The 24,393-nt window shown below is 73.7% G+C and carries 21 protein-coding genes; 4 read left to right on the plus strand and 17 right to left on the minus strand.

The features are described from left to right. The 17 genes from bchO to bchF all read right to left on the minus strand — a co-directional run. A partial coding sequence (gene bchO, locus VQ02_RS05395) for an alpha/beta fold hydrolase BchO (protein ID WP_048443139.1) occupies positions 1-804 on the minus strand: 804 nt, incomplete at its 3' end. A 6-nt stretch (positions 805-810) separates the two neighbouring features. Beyond that, complete coding sequence (locus VQ02_RS05400; protein WP_048443140.1) at positions 811-2,574, minus strand: magnesium chelatase subunit D; 1,764 nt, start codon at positions 2,572-2,574, stop codon at positions 811-813. Then, positions 2,571-3,593 (minus strand): magnesium chelatase ATPase subunit I, encoded by a 1,023-nt coding sequence (gene bchI, locus VQ02_RS38990; protein ID WP_280818934.1) that lies wholly within the window; start codon positions 3,591-3,593, stop codon positions 2,571-2,573. The genes VQ02_RS05400 and bchI overlap by 4 nt, the downstream gene beginning before the upstream one ends. A gap of 261 nt (positions 3,594-3,854) precedes the next feature. After that, complete coding sequence (hemA, locus tag VQ02_RS05410; protein WP_048443142.1) at positions 3,855-5,066, minus strand: 5-aminolevulinate synthase; 1,212 nt, start codon at positions 5,064-5,066, stop codon at positions 3,855-3,857. Positions 5,067-5,115: 49 nt separating this feature from the next. Further along, a complete protein-coding gene (puhE, locus tag VQ02_RS05415; protein ID WP_048443143.1) occupies positions 5,116-5,898 on the minus strand; it encodes a putative photosynthetic complex assembly protein PuhE in 783 nt (260 codons plus the stop codon). Between the two features lie 7 nt (positions 5,899-5,905). Then, complete coding sequence (gene acsF, locus VQ02_RS05420) at positions 5,906-6,985, minus strand: magnesium-protoporphyrin IX monomethyl ester (oxidative) cyclase (protein WP_048443144.1); 1,080 nt, start codon at positions 6,983-6,985, stop codon at positions 5,906-5,908. Then, positions 6,982-7,281 carry a hypothetical protein gene (locus tag VQ02_RS05425; RefSeq protein ID WP_048443145.1) on the minus strand — a complete coding sequence of 100 codons (300 nt, stop codon included), beginning with the start codon at positions 7,279-7,281 and terminating at the stop codon, positions 6,982-6,984. The genes acsF and VQ02_RS05425 overlap by 4 nt, the downstream gene beginning before the upstream one ends. Next, entirely contained in the window at positions 7,281-7,745 is a 465-nt protein-coding gene (puhC, locus tag VQ02_RS05430; protein WP_053080245.1) for a photosynthetic complex assembly protein PuhC, read from the minus strand. The genes VQ02_RS05425 and puhC overlap by 1 nt, the downstream gene beginning before the upstream one ends. Positions 7,746-7,756: 11 nt before the next feature. Continuing rightward, a complete protein-coding gene (puhB, locus tag VQ02_RS05435; RefSeq protein WP_048443159.1) occupies positions 7,757-8,377 on the minus strand; it encodes a photosynthetic complex putative assembly protein PuhB in 621 nt (206 codons plus the stop codon). A gap of 5 nt (positions 8,378-8,382) precedes the next feature. Beyond that, complete coding sequence (puhA, locus tag VQ02_RS05440; protein WP_048443146.1) at positions 8,383-9,174, minus strand: photosynthetic reaction center subunit H; 792 nt, start codon at positions 9,172-9,174, stop codon at positions 8,383-8,385. Positions 9,175-9,275: 101 nt separating this feature from the next. Further along, positions 9,276-10,682: an MFS transporter gene (locus tag VQ02_RS05445; protein ID WP_048443147.1), complete on the minus strand. Its 1,407-nt coding sequence runs from the start codon at positions 10,680-10,682 to the stop codon at positions 9,276-9,278. Next, complete coding sequence (gene bchM, locus VQ02_RS05450) at positions 10,679-11,380, minus strand: magnesium protoporphyrin IX methyltransferase (RefSeq protein ID WP_048443148.1); 702 nt, start codon at positions 11,378-11,380, stop codon at positions 10,679-10,681. Before bchM ends, VQ02_RS05445 begins: the two co-directional genes overlap by 4 nt. Then, positions 11,380-12,288: a ferredoxin:protochlorophyllide reductase (ATP-dependent) iron-sulfur ATP-binding protein gene (bchL, locus tag VQ02_RS05455; RefSeq protein ID WP_048443149.1), complete on the minus strand. Its 909-nt coding sequence runs from the start codon at positions 12,286-12,288 to the stop codon at positions 11,380-11,382. The genes bchM and bchL overlap by 1 nt, the downstream gene beginning before the upstream one ends. Then, positions 12,285-15,992, minus strand: a complete 3,708-nt coding sequence (locus VQ02_RS05460; protein ID WP_048443150.1) for a magnesium chelatase subunit H — start codon at positions 15,990-15,992, stop codon at positions 12,285-12,287. The genes bchL and VQ02_RS05460 overlap by 4 nt, the downstream gene beginning before the upstream one ends. Next, entirely contained in the window at positions 15,967-17,496 is a 1,530-nt protein-coding gene (gene bchB, locus VQ02_RS05465; RefSeq protein WP_048443151.1) for a ferredoxin:protochlorophyllide reductase (ATP-dependent) subunit B, read from the minus strand. Before bchB ends, VQ02_RS05460 begins: the two co-directional genes overlap by 26 nt. A gap of 5 nt (positions 17,497-17,501) precedes the next feature. Beyond that, positions 17,502-18,764 (minus strand): ferredoxin:protochlorophyllide reductase (ATP-dependent) subunit N, encoded by a 1,263-nt coding sequence (locus VQ02_RS05470; protein ID WP_048443152.1) that lies wholly within the window; start codon positions 18,762-18,764, stop codon positions 17,502-17,504. Next, positions 18,761-19,282, minus strand: a complete 522-nt coding sequence (gene bchF / locus VQ02_RS05475) for a 2-vinyl bacteriochlorophyllide hydratase (protein ID WP_048443153.1) — start codon at positions 19,280-19,282, stop codon at positions 18,761-18,763. Before bchF ends, VQ02_RS05470 begins: the two co-directional genes overlap by 4 nt. 278 nt (positions 19,283-19,560) lie before the next feature. Here bchF and VQ02_RS05480 point away from each other — a divergent pair, with 278 nt between their 5' ends. From VQ02_RS05480 to VQ02_RS05495, 4 genes are all read left to right on the plus strand, one after another. Then, a complete protein-coding gene (locus VQ02_RS05480) occupies positions 19,561-20,448 on the plus strand; it encodes a cobalamin B12-binding domain-containing protein (protein WP_245239632.1) in 888 nt (295 codons plus the stop codon). Between the two features lie 80 nt (positions 20,449-20,528). Beyond that, entirely contained in the window at positions 20,529-21,941 is a 1,413-nt protein-coding gene (gene ppsR, locus VQ02_RS05485; RefSeq protein ID WP_048443155.1) for a transcriptional regulator PpsR, read from the plus strand. 161 nt (positions 21,942-22,102) lie between these two features. Then, positions 22,103-22,978 carry a chlorophyll synthase ChlG gene (gene chlG / locus VQ02_RS05490; protein WP_157080512.1) on the plus strand — a complete coding sequence of 292 codons (876 nt, stop codon included), beginning with the start codon at positions 22,103-22,105 and terminating at the stop codon, positions 22,976-22,978. Continuing rightward, positions 22,975-24,309: a BCD family MFS transporter gene (locus tag VQ02_RS05495; RefSeq protein WP_048443157.1), complete on the plus strand. Its 1,335-nt coding sequence runs from the start codon at positions 22,975-22,977 to the stop codon at positions 24,307-24,309. The genes chlG and VQ02_RS05495 overlap by 4 nt, the downstream gene beginning before the upstream one ends. Positions 24,310-24,393: the final 84 nt, after the last annotated feature.

Raw genomic sequence — 24,393 nt, forward strand, 5'->3', positions numbered from 1 at the left:
GAGGCCGCGCAGCAGTTCCAGACGAGCCCGGCCGCCGAGCCGGTCGGCGATCCCGAATGAGACGTCGGGAGCGACGGTGCGGTCCTGGCCGCCGACGATCAGCAGCATCGGCAGGGCGAGGCGGGGCAGGTCGCGGTCGAGAGCGGTGAGGTCCCAGTGCGCCATCATGCCGAGCGCTCCCGCGACGTGGGCGGGCTTCTGGAACAGGCGTCGGTAGAGGTCGAGGCCGGTCCGGTCGAGGGTCGAGCCGGTGCCGTGGATCAGCCGCTCCACCGCGGCGCGGTCCGCCGACCAGGCGAAGACCCGCGGCGTCACCGGGTTGAGAAACAGGGCGCGCGCCATCGCCGGGAAGATGAAGCCGGCCATGCCCGGAAAGGGCTTCAAAGCGGCGTTGAGCCCGACGAGCAGGCGCGGCGAGACCGCGCCGTCGAGGCAGAGCCGCGCCAGGATCGCGGCGCCGGCGGAGTGGCCGGCAACCACCTGCGGCGACGCGTCGAGGACGCGCAGGAGGTCGGCGACGGCCCGCGCCATGCGCGGCAGCGAGGGGGCGGGCAGCGGGTCGCTGAAGCCGTGGCCCGGCAGGTCGGGGGCGATCACCCGGAAGTCGCGCGCGAGGTGCGGCAGCAGCCCGCGCCAGGAATGGGACGCCGCGCCGGTGCCGTGGATGAGCAGGAGGGGCGGCCCCGCCCCCGCCTCCTGAACGTGCCAGGTCAGGCCGCCGGCCGTGACGAAGCGGCTCGCCTCGCGGTTCGGCCAGTCCCGGCCCTCCCGCGCGAAGGCGGGCCTGTCGTCGGAGAGGAGCATCGCGCGTCACCCGGGCGGGGCAGCGTCCCGCACGGCCCGCGTCAGGCGCGCGGCGTCGGCCTGCGGCATCGGCAGGTAGCGCGCCGCCATGGCCTCGGCCAGGCGACGGGCGCCGTCCTGCGGGTGGACGGCGGTGTCGATCACCAGGGCGCGGGTGCCGTCCGTCGCCAGCACCCGGGCGGCCGCGAGGGCGTCCGCCCCCGCCTGCGCCCGGCCGGGCAGGCCGGAGCGAGCGACGTTGGCGCGGCCGTCGGTGAGCAGGATCACGATGGGGCTGCGCCCGGCTCGGCGCTCGAGGGACGCCAGCTGCGCCGCCGCCCCGATGCCGGCCGCGAGCGGCGTGCCGCCGCCGCCGGGCAGGGAAGCGAGCGCCCGCTTGGCGCGCACCAGCGAGCGGGTCGGGACCAGCAGCAGGTCGGCGCCGCGGCCCCGGAAGGCGACGAGGGCGACCCGGTCGCGGCGCACGTAGCACTCGGCCAGCAGGAGCTCGACCGCGCCCTTGGCCTCCGCCAGACGTTCCAGTGCGGCGGAGCCGGAGGCGTCGACCGCGAAAATCGTCGTGGTCTCGCGCCGCTGAACCAGGCGGTGGATGCGCAGGTCGTCCGCCGTGATGCGAAGGCGCGCCTCTCCGTCGCCCCGGCGCAGGCGCTGCCAGGGCGCGGCGGCCCACAGGGTCGCAACGAGGGCGAGGCGGCCGCGCCGCGGGTCGCCAGGCCGCGCCCCGACCGGACGGCCGCGCCGGGCCGGCGCGGCGGCTCCGGCGCGGCCGGCGCCGGTCTCCCGGGCGCGGGGGGCCGCTCCCGCGAGCAGGCGCGCGAGGAGGGCGGGCGGCAGGCTCGCCGCCGCGGCGACGAGGACGCGGTCCTCGGCCATCTGCGCGCCGGCCGGTCCGGCCTCGTCCCCGTCGGGCGTCCCGGGCTGCGGCGGCTCGGTGGAGGGCTCGTCCGCCTCCTGCGGCCAGATTCGGGCGCGCGGCGCGAGCACCAGGGCGGCAGCGGCGGCGAGGTCCGGCTCGTCCACGGCCGTGCGCCCGGCCAGCGCCGCGTGGAGCCGCGCCACCCGCAGGGCGAGGAGCGGCGCACGCAAGGAGGCGATCCCGAGTCGCGCCGCGAGGGCGCAGAGCGTCGCGGCCGCCTCCTGTGGCACCGCAGGGCGGGCCTCCCGGGCGGCGGCGAGGTCGGATGGCGGGGGCCCGGCGGTCACGGCTCCCGGCCCGACTGCGTCGAGGTCGAGGTGGAGCGCCGCGCGATCGACCAGCGCGGCGGGCAGGGCCTCGTCCTCCCCCTCCCCCTCGTCGAGGAGCACCAGCCCGAAGCGGGCCGGATGCCGGGTGGCGACGCCGTCCCGGGCGAGGTCGACGGCGCCGGTATCGAGGGCCTGTGCGATCCGGGCGGCGAGGCCGGGCCCGAGCCGCTCGGCCATCGGCACGACGATCACGCCGCCGTGGCTGCGGGCGAGGAGACCCGGCTGCGCCACCGGCCGCCCGGTCCGCAGGGTGACGGGCAGGTCGAGCCCGCCGAGGAGCGCCTCGTCGGCGATGCCGGACGGCAGGCGCGTCACCGGCGCGCCCGCCGGCAGCAGGGCTCGCAGACGCTCGAGCCAGGCCTCCCGCACCGGGCCGGGGCGGGCGCGCAAGGTGACGCTCACGCCGGCCGGATCGAGGGCGGCGAGCGCCGCCGCGAGGCAGGCCCGCGACCAGGCCTCCCGAGAACAGGCCTCTCGTGATCTGGTCTCCTGCGATCCGGCCCCGCCCGGCCCCGGGGGCGTCACCCGAGAATCTCGGCGAGGGCCCGGGCGATCCGGGCCTCGGAGCCGGCTTCGTCGAGGGGGTTGCGGCGCAGGCGGTGGCCGAGGGCGCCCGGGGCGACCTCCCGGAGATGATCCAGGGTCACGGTCTCCGCCCCGTCGAGGCTCGCCAGGGCCCGGGCGGTGCGCATCAGCGTCAGCTCGCCGCGCAGGCCGTCGGTCCCGAGGGCGAGGCAGAGGCCCGCCGCTGCCTCCAGCACCGCGTCCGGCACGTCGACACGCGAGAGCCGCGCGCGGGCCGCCAGGATCGCCCCGCCGAGCCGGGCCTCCTCCCCCGCCCACTCGGCCGCGAAGCCCGCGGGATCGCGCTCGTAGGCGTCGCGCCGGCGCACGATCGCCACGCGGCTCGCGAGGTCGCCGGGCGTCGACACCGTCACCGCGAGGCCGAAGCGGTCGAGGAGTTGCGGGCGCAGCTCGCCCTCCTCCGGGTTGCCGCTGCCGACGAGGACGAAGCGCGCCGGGTGGCGCAGGCTCAGGCCCTCCCGCTCGACGGTGTTGACGCCCGAGGCCGCCACGTCGAGGAGCAGATCGACGAGGTGGTCCTCCAGCAGGTTGACCTCGTCGATGTAGAGGAAGCCGCGGTTGGCGCGGGCGAGCAGCCCCGGCTCGAACGCCTTCTCGCCGGCCCCGAGCGCCCGGCCGATATCGAGCGCACCGACGACCCGATCCTCGGTGGCGCCGAGCGGCAGGTCGACGACCGGCACCGGCACGGTCTGGATCGCGAGGCCCCGCGGCCGTCGGGCGGCGCAGGCCGGGCAGAGGGCGCCGGCCTCGGCCGGGTCGCAGGCGTAGGGGCAGCCCGCCACCGCCCGCATCGGCGGCAGCAGCGCGGCTAGCGCTCGCACGGCGGTGGACTTGCCCGTCCCGCGGTCGCCGAGGACCAGCACGCCGCCGACCGACGGATCGACCGCCGCGACGAGGAGCGCGCGACGCATCGCGTCCTGCCCGACGATGGCCGAGAACGGATAGGGCGGCCGGGGCATCGCCTCCGGCACCATGGCCGGCGCCGCGAAACCCGGCTTCGGGGCCCGCCGGGACAGGGCCGATTGAATGGGCGCCACGGTTGCGTCCTCGCGAGTGGGGGTGTCGGAAGCAGGATCGGCCGGGGGAGCAGAATTGTCTGACGAAAATGACAGTGAATAGGCTTGACGATCTTGGCCCATCCGGGTCGCCGGCTGTCAGCGACGGCCGAGCGCATGAGCTCTCCCCCCGCGGAGGGGGGAGGGATCAGGGGCGTCGCACCCTCACGCCGCCCGCGCCAGCCCGATCCGCCCCCAGATCGCCCCGAGCGCTGCCGCCAGATGGTCGATGTCGGCGTCGCTGTGGAGCGGCGACGGGGTGATGCGCAGGCGCTCGGTGCCGCGGGGCACGGTCGGATAGTTGATCGGCTGGACGTAGATCGCGAATTCGTCGAGCAGCGTGTCGCTGATCTGCTTGCACAGCACCGGATCGCCGACCATCACCGGGACGATGTGGCTCGGGTTGTCGAGGAGCGGGATGCCGACGCCTGAGAGCCGCCGGCGCACCGCCGCGACGCGGTCCTGGTGGCGGGCGCGCTCGACGCCGCTCGCCTTGAGGTGGCGGATGCTCGCCGCCGCGCCCGCCGCGATCGCCGGCGGCAGCGAGGTGGTGAAGATGAAGCCCGAGGCGAAGCTGCGCACGAAGTCGCAGAGCGCGTGGGACGCCGCGATGTAGCCGCCGGAGACTGCGAAGGCCTTGCCCAGCGTCCCTTCGATCACGGTGAGGCGGTGCATCAGCCCCTCGCGCTCGGCGATGCCGCCGCCGCGGGGACCGTAGAGGCCGACCGCGTGGACCTCGTCGAGGTAGGTCATGGCGCCGTGGGCCTCCGCCACGTCGCACAACTCGGCGATCGGCGCGATATCGCCGTCCATCGAGTAGACCGACTCGAAGGCGACGAGCTTCGGGCAACCGGGATCGACGAGGCTGAGCTTGCGGTCGAGGTCGTCGGGGTCGTTGTGGCGGAAGATGTGGCGCTCGGCGCGGCTCGAGCGGATGCCCTCGATCATCGAGGCATGGTTGTCCTCGTCGGAGAACACCACGCAGCCCGGCAGCTTCGAGGCGAGCGTGCCGAGCCCGGCCCAGTTCGAGACGTAGCCCGAGGTGAAGAGGAGCGCCGCCTCCTTGCCGTGCAGGTCGGCGAGCTCGCGCTCGAGGAGCACGTGGTAGTGGTTGGTGCCCGAGATGTTGCGGGTGCCGCCCGCACCCGCGCCGCAGCGGTCGATCGCCTCGTGCATCGCCCCCGTCACCGCCGGGTGCTGGCCCATGCCGAGATAGTCGTTCGAGCACCACACCGTGACCTCGCGGGTGCCGTGGGCGCCGTGCTGCGTGGCGTAGGGGAAGTGCCCGGCCTGCCGCTCGAGATCGGTGAAGACCCGGTAGCGCCCCTCGCGGTGCAGGCCCTGCAGGGCGGCGGAGAACATTGCCTCGTAATTCATCGAGCGTCCCCTTGTGCGGTGTTCTTACGGTCGTGTTCTTGTGTGTCTCTCACGGAGCAGCGTCGGCTCCGGGGCGGCGGGCGGGCAGCCCCCAGCCCCAGAGCGCGGCGGAGGGCAGCGGCAGCATCAGGAAGCCGTGCTCCAGGATGGCGAGCGCCATCAGGGTCGCCATCATCGTGTGGCCGGAGCGCTTGAAGGCCGAGGCGCTCTCGGTGACGGCGGGGTGCAGCAGCACGAGGAGGAAGCCGGTGGCGAGGATCATCGCCACGGGAAACAGCGCGTTCATCGGCGCGCGGCGGAAGAAGCTGCCGAGGTAGCGCAGGTGCTCCGGCAGGAACTCGGCGTTGAGGTTGCGCACGCCGAGGAAGAGGTTGAGCCGGGCGCTGAGGTTCATCCCCCACAGCACCAGGTAGGTCCACAGCGCCATGCGGTTCGGGCACCCGGCCGTCAGCCACGCGATGGCGAGCGCGCCGAGGATGATCGCCGCCTCGTGCCAGAGGTTCGTCGCCGCCGCAGCGCCGAAGCGGGCGAGGCCGCGGGCGGTGGCTGAGCCCGGCGTGCGCCGGGGACCGGCGAGGTAGCCCATGTAGAAGGCCATCTCCTGCCAGCCCCAGACGATCAGGGCCGCCGTGAAGGCGGCGTAGGCCCCGGCCTCGCTCTCCTCGCCCGCGCTCCAGGCGACGACCCAGAGCGCGGCGGCGAGCGCCACGGTCGTCGCCCCGAAGCTCCAGGCGTGCGTGCGGCGCGGCCGATGGTTCAGCCAGAGGATCGCCCCGGTCAGAAACCACCAGATCACGACGGCGTAGAGGATCGGCGCGGCGTAGTCGGACATGCGGGCGCTACCAGGCGGGGCTGAGGCGGATCTGCGCGGGCATCGGATTGGCCTTGGCCGGCATCACCATCAATCGCCCGAAGGTGACGGCCGCCCGCGCCGCGTGCCCGAGCTGGCGGAGCCTGCCGACCACGCCGCCCCGCGCCTTCGCCTCCTCGATGCCGCGGGCGCAGGCGAGCAGCCGGTCGAGCCCGGCCCGGAACGCCGGATGGTCGAGGTCGAGGGTGAGCGGAAACACCTGGCGCGAGATCTCGGAGGTAATCGCGAAGACCTGGAAATCGTATTCCGACGGATCGACCCCGAGCGCCTTGTGGAAGGCCGGCCGGCAATGGTCGCGCACGTACATCGTGCAGAACACGGCGAGCAGGAAGAACTTGATCCAGTAATAGTTGATGCCGGTGAGCAGCTTCGGGTTGGCGCGCATCAAGAGCGCGAAGGCCTCGCCGTGGCGAAACTCGTCGTTGCACCACTTCTCGAACCACTTGAAGATCGGATGGAAGCGCCTGTCGGGGTTGCGCTCGAGGTGCCGGAAGATCGTGATGTAGCGGGCGTAACCGATCTTCTCCGACAGGTAGGTGGCGTAGAAGATGAATTTCGGCCGGAAATGAGTGTACTTCTTGGCCTTGGTGAGGAAGCCGAGGTCGATGCCGACCCCGAAGTCCTTCAGCGTGTCGTTGATGAAGCCGGCGTGCCGCGCCTCGTCGCGGCTCATGAAGCCGAACAGCTCGCGGATGTCCTTGTTCTTGGCGCGCTTGCGCATCTCGGCGTAGAGCACGCAGCCCGAGAACTCGGCGGTGATCGACGAGACCAAAAAGTCGAGGAACTCCTTGCGCAGCTCCGGGTCGAGGCCGGAGAGGTCGAGGTCGAAATCGGCATTGCGCACGAAGTGGCGCTTGTTGGGGTCCTGGCGCATCTCGGCGATGAGCACGTCCCACTCGGCCCGCACCGGCTCGACGTTCGTGCGGTCGAGCTCGTCGAAGTCGGTGGTGTAGAAGCGCGGGCTCAGGAACGTTGTCTCCTGGGCTGCTCTCGTGCTCTCATTCTGCCGGGCGCTCTCGTTCGGGGTGGGGAGGGCCGTCGCGCTCATAGCCGCGTCCTTTCCGAGAAGCTGACTTCGTAGAGTTCGGTGAGCTCGAAATGGCCCGCGATGCGGGTCCACAGGCGCTCGACGGCGCCGGCGCGCACCACCGTGGCGGTGCGGCGCACCACGATCCGGTCGCCATAGGGCACGGAGGTCGGCGCGTCGTGCACCGTCACCTCGTCGCCCGGCGCGATCAGCAGGCCCCCGTCCAGGGTGACGTGGGCGTGCAGGCTCTCGGCCGTCTGCTCGATCTCGACCGTGCACGGCACCTCGATGCGGCGTCCGCCGCTGAGCCACTGCATCACGATGCGCCCCTCCCCTGTTCGAGCAGCCGCGCGAAGGCAGCCGCGTTGCCGAGCCCGAAGGCCTCGAGGTTGATCCGCCGGCCCGACGCGACGTCGTCGAGCGACAGGGTGCCGTTGTCCCAGCGGGTGAGCCGGAACGGCGGCGCCCGCGACAGTCCCTCGCGCAGGCGCGCCTGGGCCATCACCCGCAGGGTCGCGCGCAGGAACCCGTCCTCGCCCGGCTGCACCTCCGCGACGAGGCGGCCGCTGCCGGCGTCGCGCAGGGCCACGCGGCCGTCCGGGCGGTCCTCGACCGCGAGGTCGAGCACCTGGACCGGCCGCGCCTCCGGCATCTGCGTGATGCCGACGCCGCTGACGCGACCGACCGCGACCGCGGCGAGCGAGAAGGCGACGAGCAGGCCGGCACTGCGCAGGAGCGACCGCGGGACCGGGATATCGTGGGTCGGGGAATCCTTGGTCATGTCCGCCCCCTTCAGTGGCCCGCGGCAGCGAGGCGGCCGGGCAGGACGGGGGCCGCCGCCGGGGCCGGCGGGACGGCCTGGACCGGCTGGCCGTTCGCCTCGGCGAGCGCCGCGGCGATGCGCTTGGCCACGGCCTCCGCCTCGGGCACGCAGCGCAGCATCGGCTCGGGCCGGTTCAGCCGCCACGGCCGGGCATGCGGCCACAGATGCAGGTAGGCCAGCCGCACGCCGGGCTTGAGCTGCAAGGGCAGGTCGCCGGTGCCGTCAGCGAAACGGCGGAACGAGGCCGCCTCGATCTCCCTCAGCGGGAGGTTCACGTCCATCTGGAGCGCGATGCCGATGCGCAGCATCAGCCGCCGGTCGGTCAGGCTGTAGACCGTGGTGCGGCAGGCGCCCCAGGCGAGGACGAACAGGATCGCCAGCCCCAGGGCGCCGGCGAGCAGCACCGGCAGGGACGCGCTCGCGCGGCCGGCCGAGACCGCCTGGACGATCGCGAGCCCGCCGAAGTAGAGCGCCACGAGATCGACGTGGAAGGCGCGGCGCGCCAGGCTCAGCAGCGTCGGGCGGCCCTGCCACAGCAGGCGCTCGCCGGGGGGGAGCGGGCCGGGCAGCCCGTGGGGCAAGGGTTGCATGTCCGTCACAGCAGCGGCTCCTGGCGGCGATCGGTCGCGTAGAGCGTGCCGGCCCCGTAATAGGCCATGACCCGGTCCTCCTCCCGCAGGGTGATGCTGTCGGGGTCGCGCGGCTGGGGCACGCCGGCGAACTGGCGGGCGAGCAGGGCCTCGACGACGATCGTCTTGTTCCGGCTGAAGCGCTGCACGTCCGCGAAGGTCACTGGGATCAGCACGGTGCGGTCGCGGGCGCCCTCCAGCTCCATCTCGTAGTAGCGCGGCAGCGATTCGCCGCGATCGACCCAGATCTCCGTGACGGTGCCGGCCAGCACGCCGTCGGCGCCGTAGACCGGCATCCCGCGCGGGTCGGGATCCGCCGCCGCGACCGTGAACTCGTCGGCGACGCGCAGCGGCACGACGCGGGCCTTGCCCTCCCAGGTCAGGTCGGGCCGCTCGGCGCGGAGCGCGTAGGCGCCCGGGCCGACGCCGTCGGCGAGGCGGGTGTCGTCGGTCGTGGTCGGCACGATCGGGGCGCCCGGCCACGGCTCGAGCTTGGCGGCCTTGAGCGGGCCGACCGGTCCCTCGTGCGGACGAGGGGCCAGCACGGTCGATCCGTCGGCCAGCAGGAAGGTCTTGGGGCTCGGCACGAACAGCCAGTCCCAGCCCTTCAGGCCGCCATGGACCTCCGATTCGAGCGGGTAGCCCTCCCGGCGGTCCTCCCGGCGCAGGTAGAAGACCAGGCCGGCGAAGAAGATCCAGAAGGCGTAGAGCACCACTTGCGCGACGTCGATGTAGCTCGTGATGGCACCCTTGGGCATGGTGGCCTCCCTCAAGAGCATTGTCCGACGACGTCGATCTCGGTTCGTCGAAGGAAATGCGGCAAAACCAGAAATCTCGAATGGCGCGACCGGTCGCTGCTCTAGGGCAGGGCCGGGCGGGCGGAGAGCGCGGGATGACCGGGCCGGCGCACCAGCGGCCCGATCGCCACCAGGGTGGCGAAGAGGAGCCCGATCTCGACGTGGTAGACGATGAGGTAGCCGGTGGAGGGCTCGGCGAGGGCCTCGCCGAGCCGGCCTGCCACCGCGAGCGCGGAGCCCACGTCGCGCAGGATGCCGCTCGCGGCGATCGCGGCGCCGGCCGCGCTCGCCTGGACGGCGCCCCAGGCGCCCAGCGCCAGGCCCGTCTGCTCGGGCGCGGCGCCCGCCATCGAGGCGGTGAGCGTGCCGTGGGCGAAGAGGCCGCCGCCGACGCCGATCAGGGCCACGCCGCAGGCGAAGAGCCCGCCGGAGCCGAGCGGCGCGGCGAAGACCACCGCCGAGAAGGCCGCGATGCCGACGACCGCGCCGGCCGCCGCGACCCGGAACGGGTCGCCGCCGCGGTTGAGCCAGCGCGCCGCCGTGAGCAGGCCCGCCCCGCCGCCGACGGCGAGCACCGCCGTCAGCGCCGTGGTGGCGGCGACCGGCAGGCGCAGGATCTGGCCACCATAGGGCTCGAGCAGGATGTCCTGCATGCTGAACGCCGCCGTGCCGAGGCCGGTGGCGACGAGGCGGCGCCGGGCCCGCGGCGTGGCCGCGTAGGCGCCCCAGGCCTCGCCGAAGCGGCGCTGAGGCTCCGCCTTGCGGGAGGTGTCGCGCGGCTCCTGCTTCCACAGGGCGATGCCGTTGAGGACGAGGGTCGCGAGCGCCGCGCCCTGGATCACCTGGATCAGCCGGATGGCGGAGAAATTCGCCAGCGCCAGCCCGAACACCACGGCGCTCGCCATCATCCCGGCGAGCAGCATGGCGCAGAGCAGCGCCACCACCTTCGGGCGGGCGTGCGCCGGCGCGAGGTCGGTGGCGAGCGCGAGCCCCACCGTCTGCGTGGTGTGGAGCCCCGCCCCGACGAGCACGAAGGCGAGCGCCGCCGCCGCCTGGCCGATGACGATCGGCCCGGTCGTGTCCCCCGACAGGATCAGGAGCGCGAAGGGCATGATCGCGAAGCCGCCGAACTGCAGCAGCGTGCCGAACCAGAGGTAGGGCACGCGCCGCCAGCCCAGGACCGAGCGGTGGGTGTCGGAGCGGAAGCCGATCAGCGCCCGGAAGGGCGCGGCCAGCAGCGGCAGCGACAGCATCACGGCGACGATCCAGGCCGGCACTTCCAGCTCGACGATCATCACCCGGTTGAGCGTGCCGATGAGCAGCACCGCCGCCATCCCGACCGTGACCTGGAACAGCGACAGGCGCAGGAGCCGGCCGAGCGGCAGCTCAACCGTGGCGGCATCCGCGAAGGGCAGGTAGCGGGGCCCGAGATCCGCGAGGGCCCGGGCGAGGCGGGTTCCCGCGCTCATCGCCGCGCGAGCTCCATGGCATTGGAGAGGTAGAAGCCGGAGGTGACCCGCCGGCTGCGGGCGATGCCGAAGGGGGCGAGCCCCGGCTCGGCGGCGACGCGGCGGCGCAAGGCGTCCTCCCCGACCGGCTCGATCGCCGGGGCCCGGTCGCCGCGGGGGAAGAGGCGGCCGACCGTGTGCATCACGGTCAGGAGCGGCGTGCGCGGCGCGACGGTGAAGAGCAGCGAGGTTTCGGTGCGGCGGGCGAGCGCCGCGAGAGCGCGGACGATGTCGGGGGTGCGGTAATGGATGAGCGAATCCATCGCCACGACGTGGTCGAAGGCTCCCAAGCCTTCGTCCAGCATGTCGCCGACCCGGAAATCGAGGCGGCCCGGGAGCCCGAAGGCGGTGGTGCGCTCGCGGGCGAGGCCGATCAGCGTCGGCGAGACGTCGACCGCAACGACCTCGGCGCCGCGGCGCGCCGCCGCGACGGCGAGTGCGCCCGTGCCGCAGCCGGCATCGAGCAGGCGCCGACCGGAGAGGTCCGCGGGCAGCCAGGAGAGCAGCTCGGCCCGCATCGCGTCGCGGCCGGCCCGCACGGTGGCGCGGATGCGGCTCACCGGCGCGTCGGAGGTGAGCCGCGCCCAGGCCTCGACGGCGGTGCGGTCGAAGTAGGTCTCGAGCTGGGCCCGGCGGGTGGCGTAGGTGGGGCTGGTCATCAGTCGAATCCCAGGAACTCGAACAGGTCGCGGTCCTTCATCGGCACCGCCTCGAGCGGGTCGACGCCGGCCCAGAGCTGCTCCGCCAGCTGCAGGTACTCGGCCTGGACGCTGAGCAGCTCCGGCGACGGATCCATCTCGAACAGGGTCGCCTTCTTCAGGCGCGAGCGGCGCACCACGTCGAGGTCCCGGAAATGCGCGAGGCGCTTCAGGCCGACCGCCGCGTTGAAGCGGTCGATCTCGTCGGTCTGCGCCGAGCGATTGGCGATGACGCCGCCGAGGCGCACGCCGTAGTTCCTCGCCTTGGCGTGGATCGCCGCGACGATGCGGTTCATGGCGAAGATCGAGTCGAAGTCGTTCGCCGTGACGACGAGCGCCCGATCGGCGTGCTGGAGCGGCGAGGCGAAGCCGCCGCAGACCACGTCGCCGAGGACGTCGAAGATCACCACGTCGGTGTCCTCGAGCAGGTGATGCTCCTTGAGGAGCTTCACGGTCTGGCCGACGACGTAGCCGCCGCAGCCGGTGCCGGCGGGCGGTCCCCCCGCCTCGACGCAGCGCACGCCGTTGTAGCCCTCGACGACGAAGTCCTCGACGCGCAACTCCTCGGAGTGGAACTGCACCGCCTCCAGGGCATCGATGACGGTGGGCGCGAGGCGCTTCGTCAGGGTGAAGGTCGAATCGTGCTTGGGGTCGCAGCCGATCTGCAGCACCCGCTTGCCGAGCTTCGAGAACGCGACCGAGAGGTTCGACGACGTCGTGCTCTTGCCGATGCCGCCCTTGCCGTAGACGGCGAAGACCTTGGCGGTCTCGATGCGGATGTCCGGATCGAGGGCGACCTGGAGGCTCCCCTCCTGGCGCCCTTCGGGCGCGTGCCTCGCCGCGACGGGGTTTCGGATCGCGATGTTCATGCGGCGGCCTCCGCGGTGATGCCTTCCAGCCGGTCCTCCAGGGCCTCCTCGGCCTGGTCGAGAGCGGCGCGGGTCTCGGGGTCGGGGGTCCAGAAGCCGCGCCGGTGCGCCTCGATCAAGCGGTGGGCGACCTTGGCGGAGGCGGCGGGGTTGAGCGCCGCCATGCGCTCGCGCATCGCCTCGTCGAGGACGTAGGTCTCGGTGATGCGCTGGTAGATCCAGGGCGCGACCCCGTCGGTGGTCGCCGACCAGCCCACCGTGTTGGTGAGGTGCTGGTCGATCTGGCGCACGCCCTCGTAGCCGTGGCCGAGCATGCCCTCGGCCCATTTCGGGTTGAGCATCCGGGTGCGGGTCTCGAGCGCGACCTGCTCGGACAGCGAGCGCACCCGGCCCTCGCCGCGGGTCTGGTCGCTGATGTAGACCGGCACCGCGTTGCCCCGGGCCTTCGCCACGGCGCGGGCCATGCCGCCGAGCCCGTCGAAGTAGTGATCGACGCTCGTCACGCCGACCTCGACCGAGTCGAGGTTCTGGTAGGCGAGGTCGACCTGCGCCAGCACCGCTTGCATCAGGGCGCGGCGGGGCTCCGGGCGGCCGTCGCGGCCGTAGGCGAAGCTCTTGCGCCGGGCGAAGGTCTCGCACAGCTCGGCCTCGTCCTCCCAGCGCCCGCTGTCGACGAGGTGGTTGAGGTTGGCGCCGTAGGCGCCCTCGGCGTTGCTGAAGACCCGCAGCGCCGCGGTCTCGAGGTCGATGCCCTGCGCCGCCTGGTGCGCCAGCGCGTGCTTGCGCACGAAGTTCATCGCCACGGGCTCGTCGGCGCTGGCCGCCAAGTACGCGGCCTCGGCGAGAAGCCTGGTCTGCAGCGGCAACAGATCGCGAAAGATGCCCGAGAGCGTCGCCACCACATCGATGCGCGGGCGCCCGAGCTCCGCGAGCGGGATGAGCGCCGCGCCGCAGAGCCGGCCGTAGCCGTCGAAGCGGGGCGCCGCGCCGATCAGCGCCAGGGCCTGCGCCACCGGCGCGCCCTCGCTCTTCAGGTTGTCGCTGCCCCACAGCACCAGGGCGATGCTCTCCGGGTAGGCGGCGCCGTCCGCGGCGTGGCGGGCGAGCAGCCTGTCGACTTGCGCCCGGCCGTCGGCGAGCGCGAAGGCGCTCGGGATCCGGTAGGGGTCGAAGCCGTGCAGGTTGCGGCCGGTCGGCAGGATCGCGGGCGAGCGCAGCACGTCGCCGCCGGCGACCGGCGCGACGAAGCGGCCGTCGAGGGCGCGCAGCAGCGCCGGAATCTCGTGATCCTCGGCGAGCAGCCGGTCGGTCTCGGCGAGCGCCCGGAAGGCGGCCCGTGCGGTCTCGTCCGTGCCGAGGCCCGACGCCGCGACCGCGTCCTCCGGCGAGGCGCCGGCGACCAGCCGCGCGATGCCGGCGCGCTCCGGTGTCAGCCCGTGGACGGATTCGGCGAGCGCCAGCAGCAGGTCGATCCGCTCCTCCGCCGGCGTGCCCTGCCCGACCACGTGCAGCCCGTGCGGAATCAGGGTATGTTCGAGCTCGACGAGCCGGACGGACAGGTCCGCGATCCGGCTCTCCGCGTCCTCGCCCCACTCCTCGCCCTCCGCGAGGTCGAGCCCGAGGGCCTGACCGTGGATGAGCATCGCGAGCTTCGCCCGTTCGGCGGCGTCCTCCGGCGGCAGGGCGCGGCGACGCTCCAGCGAGGCCTTGAGGTCGATGAGGCCGCGATAGAGCCCGGCCTGGGCGAGGCTCGGCGTCAGGTAGCTCACCAGGGTGGCGGCGGCCCGGCGCTTGGCCAGCGTCCCCTCCGAGGGATTGTTGGCGGCGTAGAGATAGACGTTCGGCAGCGCGCCGATCAGCCGCTCGGGCCAGCAGGCGGCCGAGAGCCCGGTCTGCTTGCCGGGCATGAACTCGAGCGCGCCGTGGGTGCCGAAGTGCAGGACGACGTCGGCGGAGAAATCCTCGCGCAGGTAGCGATAGAAGGCCGAGAAGGCGTGGGTCGGCGAGAAACCCTGCTCGAACAGCAGGCGCATCGGGTCGCCCTCGTAGCCGAAGGCGGGCTGCACGCCGACGAAGACGTTGCCGAAGCGGGCCCCGAGCACCAGGATCGACCCGCCGTCGCTCTGGTGACGGCCAGGGCTCGGGCCCCACTGCGCCTCGATCGCGGCGAGGTGGGGCTCGCGGCGCACGTGCTCCTCGGCCGGGATGCGGTGGGCGACGTTGGCCGGCGTGCCGTAGCGGGCGGCGTTGCCCTCGAGCACCCGGGCGCGCAGAGCGTCGACGGTCTCGGGCACCTCGACGGCGTAGCCCTCCTCCGCCAGGCCCGTGAGCACCCGGTGGAGCGACTCCCAGACCGACAGGAAGGCGGCGGTGCCGGTGGCGCCGGCATTGGGCGGGAAGTTGAACAGCACCACGGCGACCCGGCGCTCCGGGAGCGGCCGGGCGCGCAGGGCGACGAGGCGCGCGACCCGATCGGCGAGGCGCGCGGCGCGCTCCGGGTGCACGGCCATGTCGCGGGACCCGCTCGAGCCGGCCGAGCGCCCGCCGAACACCATCGGGGCGGTGGCGCCGTCGAGTTCAGGGATCGCCACCATCATGGTCGCCTCGACCGGCGACAGGCCGCGCGCCGAGGCCTCCCACTGCTCCAGGCTCTGGAACTCGACCGCCTGGGCGGCGAGGTAGGGCACGTCGAGCCGCGCCAGCATCGCGCTCGCGGCGGCGGCGGCGTTGTAGGCCGGCCCGCCGACGAGGGAGAAGCCGGTGAGCGAGACCAGCGCGTCGATGGCGGGCCGGCCGTCGCGCAGGAAGAAGCTGTCCACCGCCGGGCGGTTGTCGAGGCCGCTGGCGAAGGCCGGCACGACGGTGAGCCCCCGCGCCTCCAGCGCCGCGATCACCCCGTCGTAATGGGCGGTGTTCCCGGCAAGCACGTAGGAGCGCATCAGCAGCAGGCCGACCCGCCCTGACGACCCGCCAGCCGGCAGCCGGTCGAGGCGCTCGGCCACCCGCCCCGCCATGCGCGGGTGGTAGAGGCCGGTCTCCGGGTAGGCGAGCGGCTCCGCGGCGGTGAGGTGGCGCCGCCAGCCGGCGCGCGCTCCGGACGCGTAGCGGCCGGCGAGGAAGCGCACGAGGTTGACGACGTTCTCGTCCGAGCCCGCGAGCCAGTATTGCAGCGTCAGGAAATAGGCCCGCACGTCCTGGGCCGAGCCCGGGATGAAGCGCAGGATGCGGGGGATCTGGCGGATCAGCGCCATCTGGCGCGCGCCGCTCCCCTGCGGGCCCTTGCGGCCGCGCAGGCGCTTGAGGAAGTCGAGCGCCCCGCGCTGCGAGCCGTCCATGGCGAAGCGGTTCATCCGGGTGGTGCGCACCACCTCGGCGGCGGAGAGGCAGCCCACCATCGCGTCGCAATGCGGGCGGCGGGCGAGGAGCGCCGGCAGTACCGCCTGGACGTGCTCGTCCATGAACAGCATGGCCGAGAGCACGATGTCGGCGCGGGCGATGTCGGCCCGGCAGGCGTCGAGGGCGGCCGGATCCGCGTCCCATTCGGCGGCGGCGTGGAAGCCGAGGATCAGGCCCGGCGCGGTCTCGGCCAGGACGCGGCGCGCCCGCTCCACCGCCCCGGCGAGGTGGTTGTCGAGGGTGACGACGACGACGCGCAGCTCCGGCAGCGCGTCCCGCCCCTCACCGGCTGAAATGCGCTTTGGCATCGTACAGGGTCTCGACGGTGATGAGCGGGAGCGCCCGCTCGCGGGCGAACAGCTCGGTGTTGTGGCGGGCCTTGCCCCGCACGAAGAACGGGACCTTCTTCAGCTCGCGCTCGGCCTCGATCGACCAGACCACCGGCGGCGCGGCGGCGGGCGCGGCGAGCACGGCCGTCTCGGCCTCCAGCCGGGCGCCGCCGCCGAGATGCGAGGGAGCCGCGCCGTCATGGAATTCCGGGTCGTCCCGGAACATCGCCAGCAGGTGCTCCTCCAGCCCCATCATCAGCGGGTGGACGAAGGCGTCGAACAGGACGTTCGCGCCCTCGAAGCCCATCTGCGGCGCGTGCCGGGCCGGCACGTCCTGGACGTGCATCGGCGCCGAGATTACCGCGCAGGGAATGCCGAGGCGCTTGGCGATGTGGCGCTCCATCTGGGTCCCGAGCACCAGCTCGGGCTGCGCCGCCGCGATCGCCGCCTCGACCGCGAGGTAGTCGTCGGTGATGAGCGCCTCGATCCCGTGCGCGGCGGCCTCGGCCCGCACCTCGCGGGCGAACTCGCGCGAGTAGGTGCCGAGCCCGACGACCGAGAAGCCGATCTCGGCGGCGGCGACCCGCGCCGCCGCGACCGCGTGGGTGGCGTCGCCGAAGACGAAGACGCGCTTGCCGGTGAGATACGTCGAATCGACCGAGCGCGCGTACCACGGCAGGCGCGAGCCCTCGGCCCTCAGGACCGGGATCGGGTCGACGCCGGCGAGGGCCGCGACCGCCTCGACGAAGGCGACCGTTCCCTTGACGCCGATCGGCGCGGTCTCGACGAAGGGCTGGCGGTGGGTGCGCTCCAGCCACTGCGCGGCGCTGCGCGCCACTTCCGGGTAGAGCACGACGTTGAAGGCGGCCTCGCCGAGGCGCGCGAGGTCGGCGGGCGCGGCACCCAGCGGCGCCACCACGTTCACCGCGATGCCGAGCCCGTCGAGGAGGCCCCTGACCTCGCGCAGGTCGTCGCGGTGGCGGAACCCCAGCGCCGTCGGCCCGAGGATGTTGCAACTGGTCTGGACCCGCTCCGCCGCGGGCGGCCCGGCCAGGGTCCGCACCAGCCGGTAGAAGGTCTCGGACGCGCCCCAGTTCTCCTTCTTCTGGTAGGCGGGAAGCTCGAGCGGGATGACCGGGATCGGCAGGCCGAGCGCCCGGGAGAGCCCTCCGGGATCGTCCTGCAGCAGCTCCGCCGTGCAGGAGGCGCCGACGATCATCGCCTGCGGGCGGAATCGCTCGTAGGCGGCGGCCACCGCCTGCTTGAAGATCTCGGCGGTGTCCGCCCCGAGGTCGCGGGCCTGGAAGGTGGTGTAGGTGACGGGCGGGCGGGCGTCGCGCCGCTCGATCATGGTGAAGAGCAGGTCGGCGTAGGTGTCGCCCTGCGGCGCGTGCAGCACGTAGTGCAGGCCGCGCATCGCGGTGGCGACCCGCATCGCGCCGATGTGAGGGGGGCCCTCGTAGGTCCAGAGCGTGAGCTGCATCCGCCTCAAGCCTCCAGTCGCGCGCGGCGCGCGAGGGGACGGGTGAACAGCCCGGCGAGGTCGCCGGCCTGCTCGTAGCCCTGGATCGGGGTGAACAGGAGCTCGATCGACCACTTGGTGACGAGATCCTCCCCCTCGAGCGGGTTGGCGAGGCCGAGGCCGCAGACCGTGAGGTCGGGCCGCGCCGCCCGGCAGCGGTCGAGCTGGTCGTCGAGGCTCTGGCCCTCCGTCACCGCCGTGCCGTCGGGCAGGAGGGCGAGGTCCTCGGCGAGGTGGGTCCGGTGCAGGTAGGGCGTGCCGACCTCGATCAGCGCGGCGCCCATCTCCCGCGACAGGAAGCGGGCGAGGGGCACTTCGAGCTGGGAATCGGGGAACAGGAAGACGCGCTTGCCGGCGAGCCTGGCCCGGTGGGCCGTAAGCGCCCGCGCGGCCCGGGCCCGGCCGGGCTCCGTCACCGCGACGACGCGGGCGGGGGCTACCCCGAAGGCACGGGCGGCGGCAGCGAGCCACAGGGTCGTGCCCTCGGCCCCGAGGGGGAACGGCGCCGGGATGCGGACGGCGCCGCGCTCCTCGAGCGCCCGGGCGGTCTCGGTCAGGAACGGCTGGGCGAGGAGGTAGCGGGTGTTCGGGCCGACGGGGGCACGCTCCGCAGCGCGGCGCCCGGGCAGGAACCGCACCGGCCCGATGCCGAGATCGGTAAGGAGCCGCGCGAACTGGTCCTCCACCACGTCGGCCAGCGCGCCGACGACGAGGAGCGACGCCGCCTCGTCCCGGGGCAGGTCCGGCACCAGGGCGGCGAGGCAGGCATCCTCCCCTTGCGTGAAGGTCGTCTCGATGCCGCTGCCGGAATAGCTCAGGACCCGCACCGCCGGGGCGAGGTCGGCGGAGAGCCGCGCCGCGGCGCGGCCGAGATCGAGCTTGATGACCTCCGAGGGGCACGAGCCGACCAGGAACAGCAGCCGGATGTCCGGCCGGCGCTCCAGCAGGCGGCGCACCACGCGGTCGAGCTCCTCGTGCGCGTCGGCGAGGCCGGCGAGGTCGCGCTCCTCGATGATCGCGGTGGCAAAGCGCGGCTCGGCGAAGATCATCACCCCCGCCGCCGACTGGATCAGGTGCGCGCAGGTGCGCGAGCCGACCACGAGGAAGAAGGCGTCCTGGATCTTGCGGTGCAGCCAGACGATGCTGGTGAGTCCACAGAACACCGCCCGCTGGCCGCGCTCGAAGCGGATCTCAGGCCCGCAGGCGACGGGGGAGGCGAGCGCCGTCATCGCGCCGCCCCCATCGCGTCGTGGGAGCGACGGGCATTCCGGACCAGCCGCGCTGGCGCCTCGGCCCGGGCGGCGCGCAGCTTCAGGACGAACTGCGCCGCGTTGACGAGGTAGGCGGCGTAGGCCGCCAGCGCCAGCAGCATCAGCCCGTCGGTGCCGAGCGCGCCCGAGGCGAGCGCCGCGAGGTAGGCCGTGTGCAGGGCCAGCACCAGCATGCTGACCACGTCCTCCCAGTAGAAGGCCGGGGCGAACAGGTAGCGCCCGAACACCGCCTTCTCCCAGAGCGAGCCCGTGACCATGATCGCGTAGAGGGCGAGGGTCTTGGCCACCACCGAGGCATTGGCGAGGGCGGCCCCCTCGCCGGTTGCCAGCGTGCGCAGCACGAGAACGAGGCTCAGGAGGAAGATCGCGAACTGGACGGGGGCGAGGACGCCCTGGACCAGGGTCCATGGCGAGGCGTCCCGCCGCCGCCGCTCGGCCTCGCTGTAGAGAAACGGCCGGTCCGTGGACGTCGCCATCGCGCCTGCCCTCATTTCCGCCCCTGCCGGCCCGCGTTGGGTGCGGTTGCCGATGGGGGAAGCCTAGGGCGGGCGCCGCCCGAGTGTCAACATAACTTGACACATGAATGATGTGACATTCCCGAGAGCGGCTCGCAAATGTGCCTTGCGGCAGCGCTCCGGAAATGTATCCTCATTGAAAAGACGGATCACGCCGTCCCATCGGCGACGCTCCCAACGCAGAAACGCCGGCATAACGCCAAGTAACCACGATTTTCCTGCGCATCGGGGAGGTGCTGGTGGGAGATCACGCCCAGTCAGGCATCGCGCCCGACGCCCGACCGAAGTCCCGTGACCGGACCTTCCGCGACCGGACTTCCCTCGACCGAGCTTGCGGCGGGGCGCAGCGGCGCCTGCGCTGGCGGGACGACCTTGCGCAGGTGGTCGAGGCCGAGATCATCCCGCGCCTCATGCTGGCCCACCGCAGCGAGCGCCAGCCGCGTCGTCTCGGCCGCCGCCTGCCTGACACCGACGACATCGCCCACCTCACCACCCAGATGCTGGCCCCGGAGGATCGCGACGCGCTGGCGGTGATCCGCGGCCTGCTCGACGACGGGATGACCCTCGAGGAGGTGCTGGTGGGCCTCATGGCGCCGACCGCCCGGCACATCGGCCGGCTCTGGGAGGAGGATGCCTGCGACTTCGTGCAGGTGACGACCGCGATGGCGCGGCTGCGCCGCCTCGTCCACGACCTGGAGACTCTCTGCCTCGACCCGCAGCCGGTCGATCCGGCGAGCCGGCGCATCCTGCTGGTCCCGGCCCCCGGCGAGACCCACACCTTCGGCCTGACCCTCGCGGCCCACTTCTTCGCCGAGGCCGGCTGGGAGGTGGTGACGAGCTTCGAGCCCCACCTCGCGGAGGCGCTGGAGCGGGTGCGGTCCGAGTGGTTCGACGTGGTCGGCCTGTCGCTGTCCTGCGACGTGTGCGTCGACCGGCTGGTCGCGGCCGTGCCGGTGCTGCGGCGCGCCTCGCGCAACCGCGACCTGCGCCTCGTCGTCGGCGGCCCGGCCTTCCTCGACCGGCCCGACCGGGTCCGGCTCGTCGGCGCCGATGCATCGGTTGACGACGTGCGCGACGCACCTCGAATCGCACAACGTCTGCTTGATCTGCGGATTAGAGCCTGCTGAAAGACCTGTTCGATGCGGTCGGCGTACAGTGGTGGCCCTTGAACAGACCCGTGAGCCCTGCTGCGAAGGAAACTTTCGCGGTGCTTCGAGACGCTGTCTCCCGCCTCGATCCCCAGACGACGGGCGCCCTCGTCGCTGCAGCGAGCGACGTGTCGCTCGTGGTGGACGGCGATGGCGTGATCCGTGACGCGGCCTTCGGGGCCGACGGGCTGTCCGAGGAGGCGGGCGGCCGGTGGCTCGGCCAGCGCTGGATCGACACCGTCACGGTGGAGAGCCGGCCGAAGGTCGCGAGCCTTCTGGAGGATGCCGAGCCCGGCGCGGTGACGCGCTGGCGGCAGGTCAACCACCCCTCCGCTCAAGGAGGCGTCGACGTGCCGATCCGCTACGCGGCCCTGCGCATCCCCGACGACGACCGCATCCTGGTGATCGGCCGCGACCTGAGGGCGCTCTCGGCCCTGCAGCAGCGCCTGGCGGATTCGCAGCAGGCCCTCGAGCGCGACTATGCCCGCCTGCGCAGCGCCGAGACGCGCTACCGCGTGCTGTTCCAGCTCGCCGGCGAGCCGATCCTGATCGTCGATGCCGGCACGCGCCGCGTCACCGAGATCAACCCCGCCGCCTCCCGGCTCCTCGGCCGGGCGATCAAGCGCATCGTCGGGCGGGACCTCGTCGACCTGTTCGAGCCCGAGGCCGCCCGCGCCGTCCAGTCGCTCCTCGTGGGCCTGCGCCTCACCGGCCAGGCGGAGGACCTGACCGCCCGCCTCGCCCAGCGGCGGGGCGAGGCGCGGGTCTCCGCCACCCTGTTCCGCGAGGAGGCGGGCACGAGCATCCTGGTGCGCCTCGCGGCCCTGACGCCCGCCCCCAGCCCGGCGGCGGCGCGCTCGGGCGCCCTCGAGGTGATCGAGGCGATGCCCGAGGGCTTCGTCATCACCGACCGCGACCGGCGCATCATCGGGGTCAACGCGGCCTTCCTCGACCTCGCCCAGCTCGCGACCGAGCACCAGGCCAAGGGCGAGCTCCTGGAGCGCTGGCTCGGCCGCGAGGGCACCGAGATCGGCGCCCTGTTCGGGACCCTCGCCGAGCACGGCTCGGTGCGCCACTTCGGCACGGTGATCCGCGGCGAGTTCGGCGCCGTCGACGAGGTCGAGGTCGCGGCGGTCTCGGTGCCCGGCGGCGAGAAGCCATGCTTCGGCTTCACCCTGCGCAGCCTGCCCCGGCGCGTCGCGGCGGTGACCCCGGGCGGGCGCGATCTGCCCCGCTCGGTCGAGCACATGACCGAGCTCGTCGGGCGCGTCTCGATGAAGGCGCTGGTGCGGGAGACCACCGACATGATCGAGCGCCTCTGCATCGAGGCGGCCCTGCGCATCACCCACGACAACCGCGCCTCGGCGGCCGAGATGCTCGGCCTCAGCCGGCAGGGCTTCTACGCCAAGATGCGCCGCTACGGCCTGGGTGACCTCGACGGATCGGAGGAGGCGGAGGAGGACGGCGGCTGACCGCGCACATCCGCCCACGCACATCCGCGCGAGCGGGGCCGCTCCTCCCGGCGCGCGAGAGGCCGAAAGTGTAAAGTCTGCTTGACACTCGACCGGGGGAGCCCCACCCTCGCGGCATGACGATCAAGCCCCTGGTCAAGCCCGCTCCCCTGATCAAGCCCTTGACGGTTCCGGCGCCGGGCGCGCTGCTCGAGCTGCTCAAGCCGATCACGTGGTTCGCGCCGATGTGGGCCTTCGCCTGCGGGGTTGTCTCCTCCGGCAGCGGGATCGAGGGGCGCTGGCCGGTGGTGCTCGCCGGCATCCTGCTCGCCGGTCCCCTGGTCTGCGCCACCAGCCAGGCGGTCAACGACTGGTTCGACCGGCATGTCGACGCCATCAACGAGCCGCAGCGGCCGATTCCGTCGGGCCGCATCCCGGGCCGCTGGGGCCTCGCCATCGCCCTGTGCTGGACGCTGCTCTCGCTCGCGGTCGCGGCGCTGCTCGGACCCTGGGTGCTGGGCGCGGCCCTGTTCGGGCTCGGCCTCGCCTGGATCTACAGCGCGCCGCCCCTGCGCCTGAAGCGCAACGGCTGGTGGGGCAACGCCGCCTGCGGCCTCTGCTACGAGGGCCTGCCCTGGTTCACCGGGGCCGCCGTGATGGCGGCCGCCTTGCCCGACGGGCGGATCGTGCTGCTCGCCGTCCTCTACAGCCTCGGCGCCCACGGCATCATGACCCTCAACGACTTCAAGTCGATGGAGGGCGACCGGCGCACCGGCATCCGCTCGCTGCCGGTCCAGCTCGGGGCCGACCGCGCCGCCCGCTTCGCCTGCCTCGTGATGGCGGCGCCGCAGGGGGCGGTGGTGGCGGCCCTCGCCGCCTGGGGCTGCCCCTGGCACGCCGCCCTCGTCGCCGCCCTGCTGGCCGGCCAGGGCGGGCTGATGCGCCGCTTCCTCGCCGACCCGCACGGGCGGGCGGCGTGGTACAACGGCACCGGCACGCTCCTCTACGTGCTCGGCATGCTGACGGCCGCCCTCGCCCTGCGCGGGAGCGCCGCGTGAGCGCCTCGGCGGCCTTCGGCTGGGGCACCATCCTGCGCCTCGGCCTCGTCCAGACGGCGCTCGGCGCCATCGTCGTGCTGATCACCTCGACCCTGAACCGCGTGATGGTGGTGGAGCTGGCGCTGCCCGCCGCCCTGCCCGGCGGGCTGGTGGCCCTGCACTACGCCGTGCAGGTGCTGCGGCCGCGCTGGGGCTACGGCTCGGATGTGGGGCGCCGCCGCACGCCCTGGATCGTCGGCGGCATGGCGCTGCTCGCGCTCGGCGGCGTCGGGGCGGCGCTCGGCACGGCCCTGGTCGCGACCGATCCCGTCGCCGGCTTCTCCCTCCTGGTCCTGTCGTTCCTCGGCGTCGGCATCGGGGTCGGGGCGGCCGGCACCTCGCTCCTCGTGCTGCTCTCCACCGGCGTCGCGCCCCAGCGCCGGGGGGCGGCCGCGACGATCGTCTGGATCATGATGATCGCCGGCTTCGTCGTCACCGCGCCGGCCGCCGGGCACCTGCTCGAGCCGTTCTCGCCCGCGCGGCTCGTCGCCGTCTCGGGCGGTGTGTCCCTCGTCGCCTTCCTGGTCGCCGTCGCGGCGGTCCGGGGCGTCGAGCCGGCGCGGTCCCGGGCCCTTGCCGCCGCCGCGCCGGCGCGGCCGTTCCGCCAGGTTCTCGCCGAGGTCTGGGCCGAGCCGGAGGCGCGCCGCTTCACGGTCTTCGTGTTCCTGGCGATGCTCGCCTACAGCGCGCAGGAGCTCATCCTCGAGCCCTTCGCCGGCCTCGTCTTCGCGATGTCGCCGGGCGCGACCACCAAGCTCGCCGGGCTCCAGAACGGCGGCGTGCTCGCCGGCATGGTCCTCGTCGCCCTCGTCACCGCCAACGGCAGCGGGCCCCTCGCCTCCCTGCGGCTGTGGACGGTGGCGGGCTGCCTCGGCTCGGCCGCGTCGCTCGTGGCCATCGCGGCCTGCGGCGTCGCCGGGCCCGCCATGCCGCTGCGGGCCTGCGTCGTCGGGCTCGGCCTGTTCAACGGCATCTTCGCGGTGGCGGCGATCGGCTCGATGATGGCGCTCGCCGGCACCGGCGGCGCCCCCGGCGGCGAGAGCCGCCACGGCACCCGCATGGGCGTCTGGGGCGCGGCGCAGGGAATCGCCTTCGGGCTGGGCGGCTTCCTCGGGGCGGCGGGGGTCGATCTCGCGCGCCTCGCCTTCGGCACGGTGGTGCCCGCCTACGCGACGGTCTTCCTCCTCGAGGCGGTGCTGTTCCTCGCCGCCGCCGGGCTCGCCCTGCGGATCGGGCGGCCGGGGCACGGCGAGCGGCCGATCGGCGGCCTGCCGATGACGCAAGCGGTCTGAGAACGATCCAGCCGGAACACGGCCTGGACAACCCGGAGGCACGGCCATGGACGAGGCGATCGTCGATGCGGTGGTGGTGGGGGG

The organism is Methylobacterium variabile (genome assembly GCF_001043975.1).
Classification (GTDB): domain Bacteria; phylum Pseudomonadota; class Alphaproteobacteria; order Rhizobiales; family Beijerinckiaceae; genus Methylobacterium; species Methylobacterium variabile.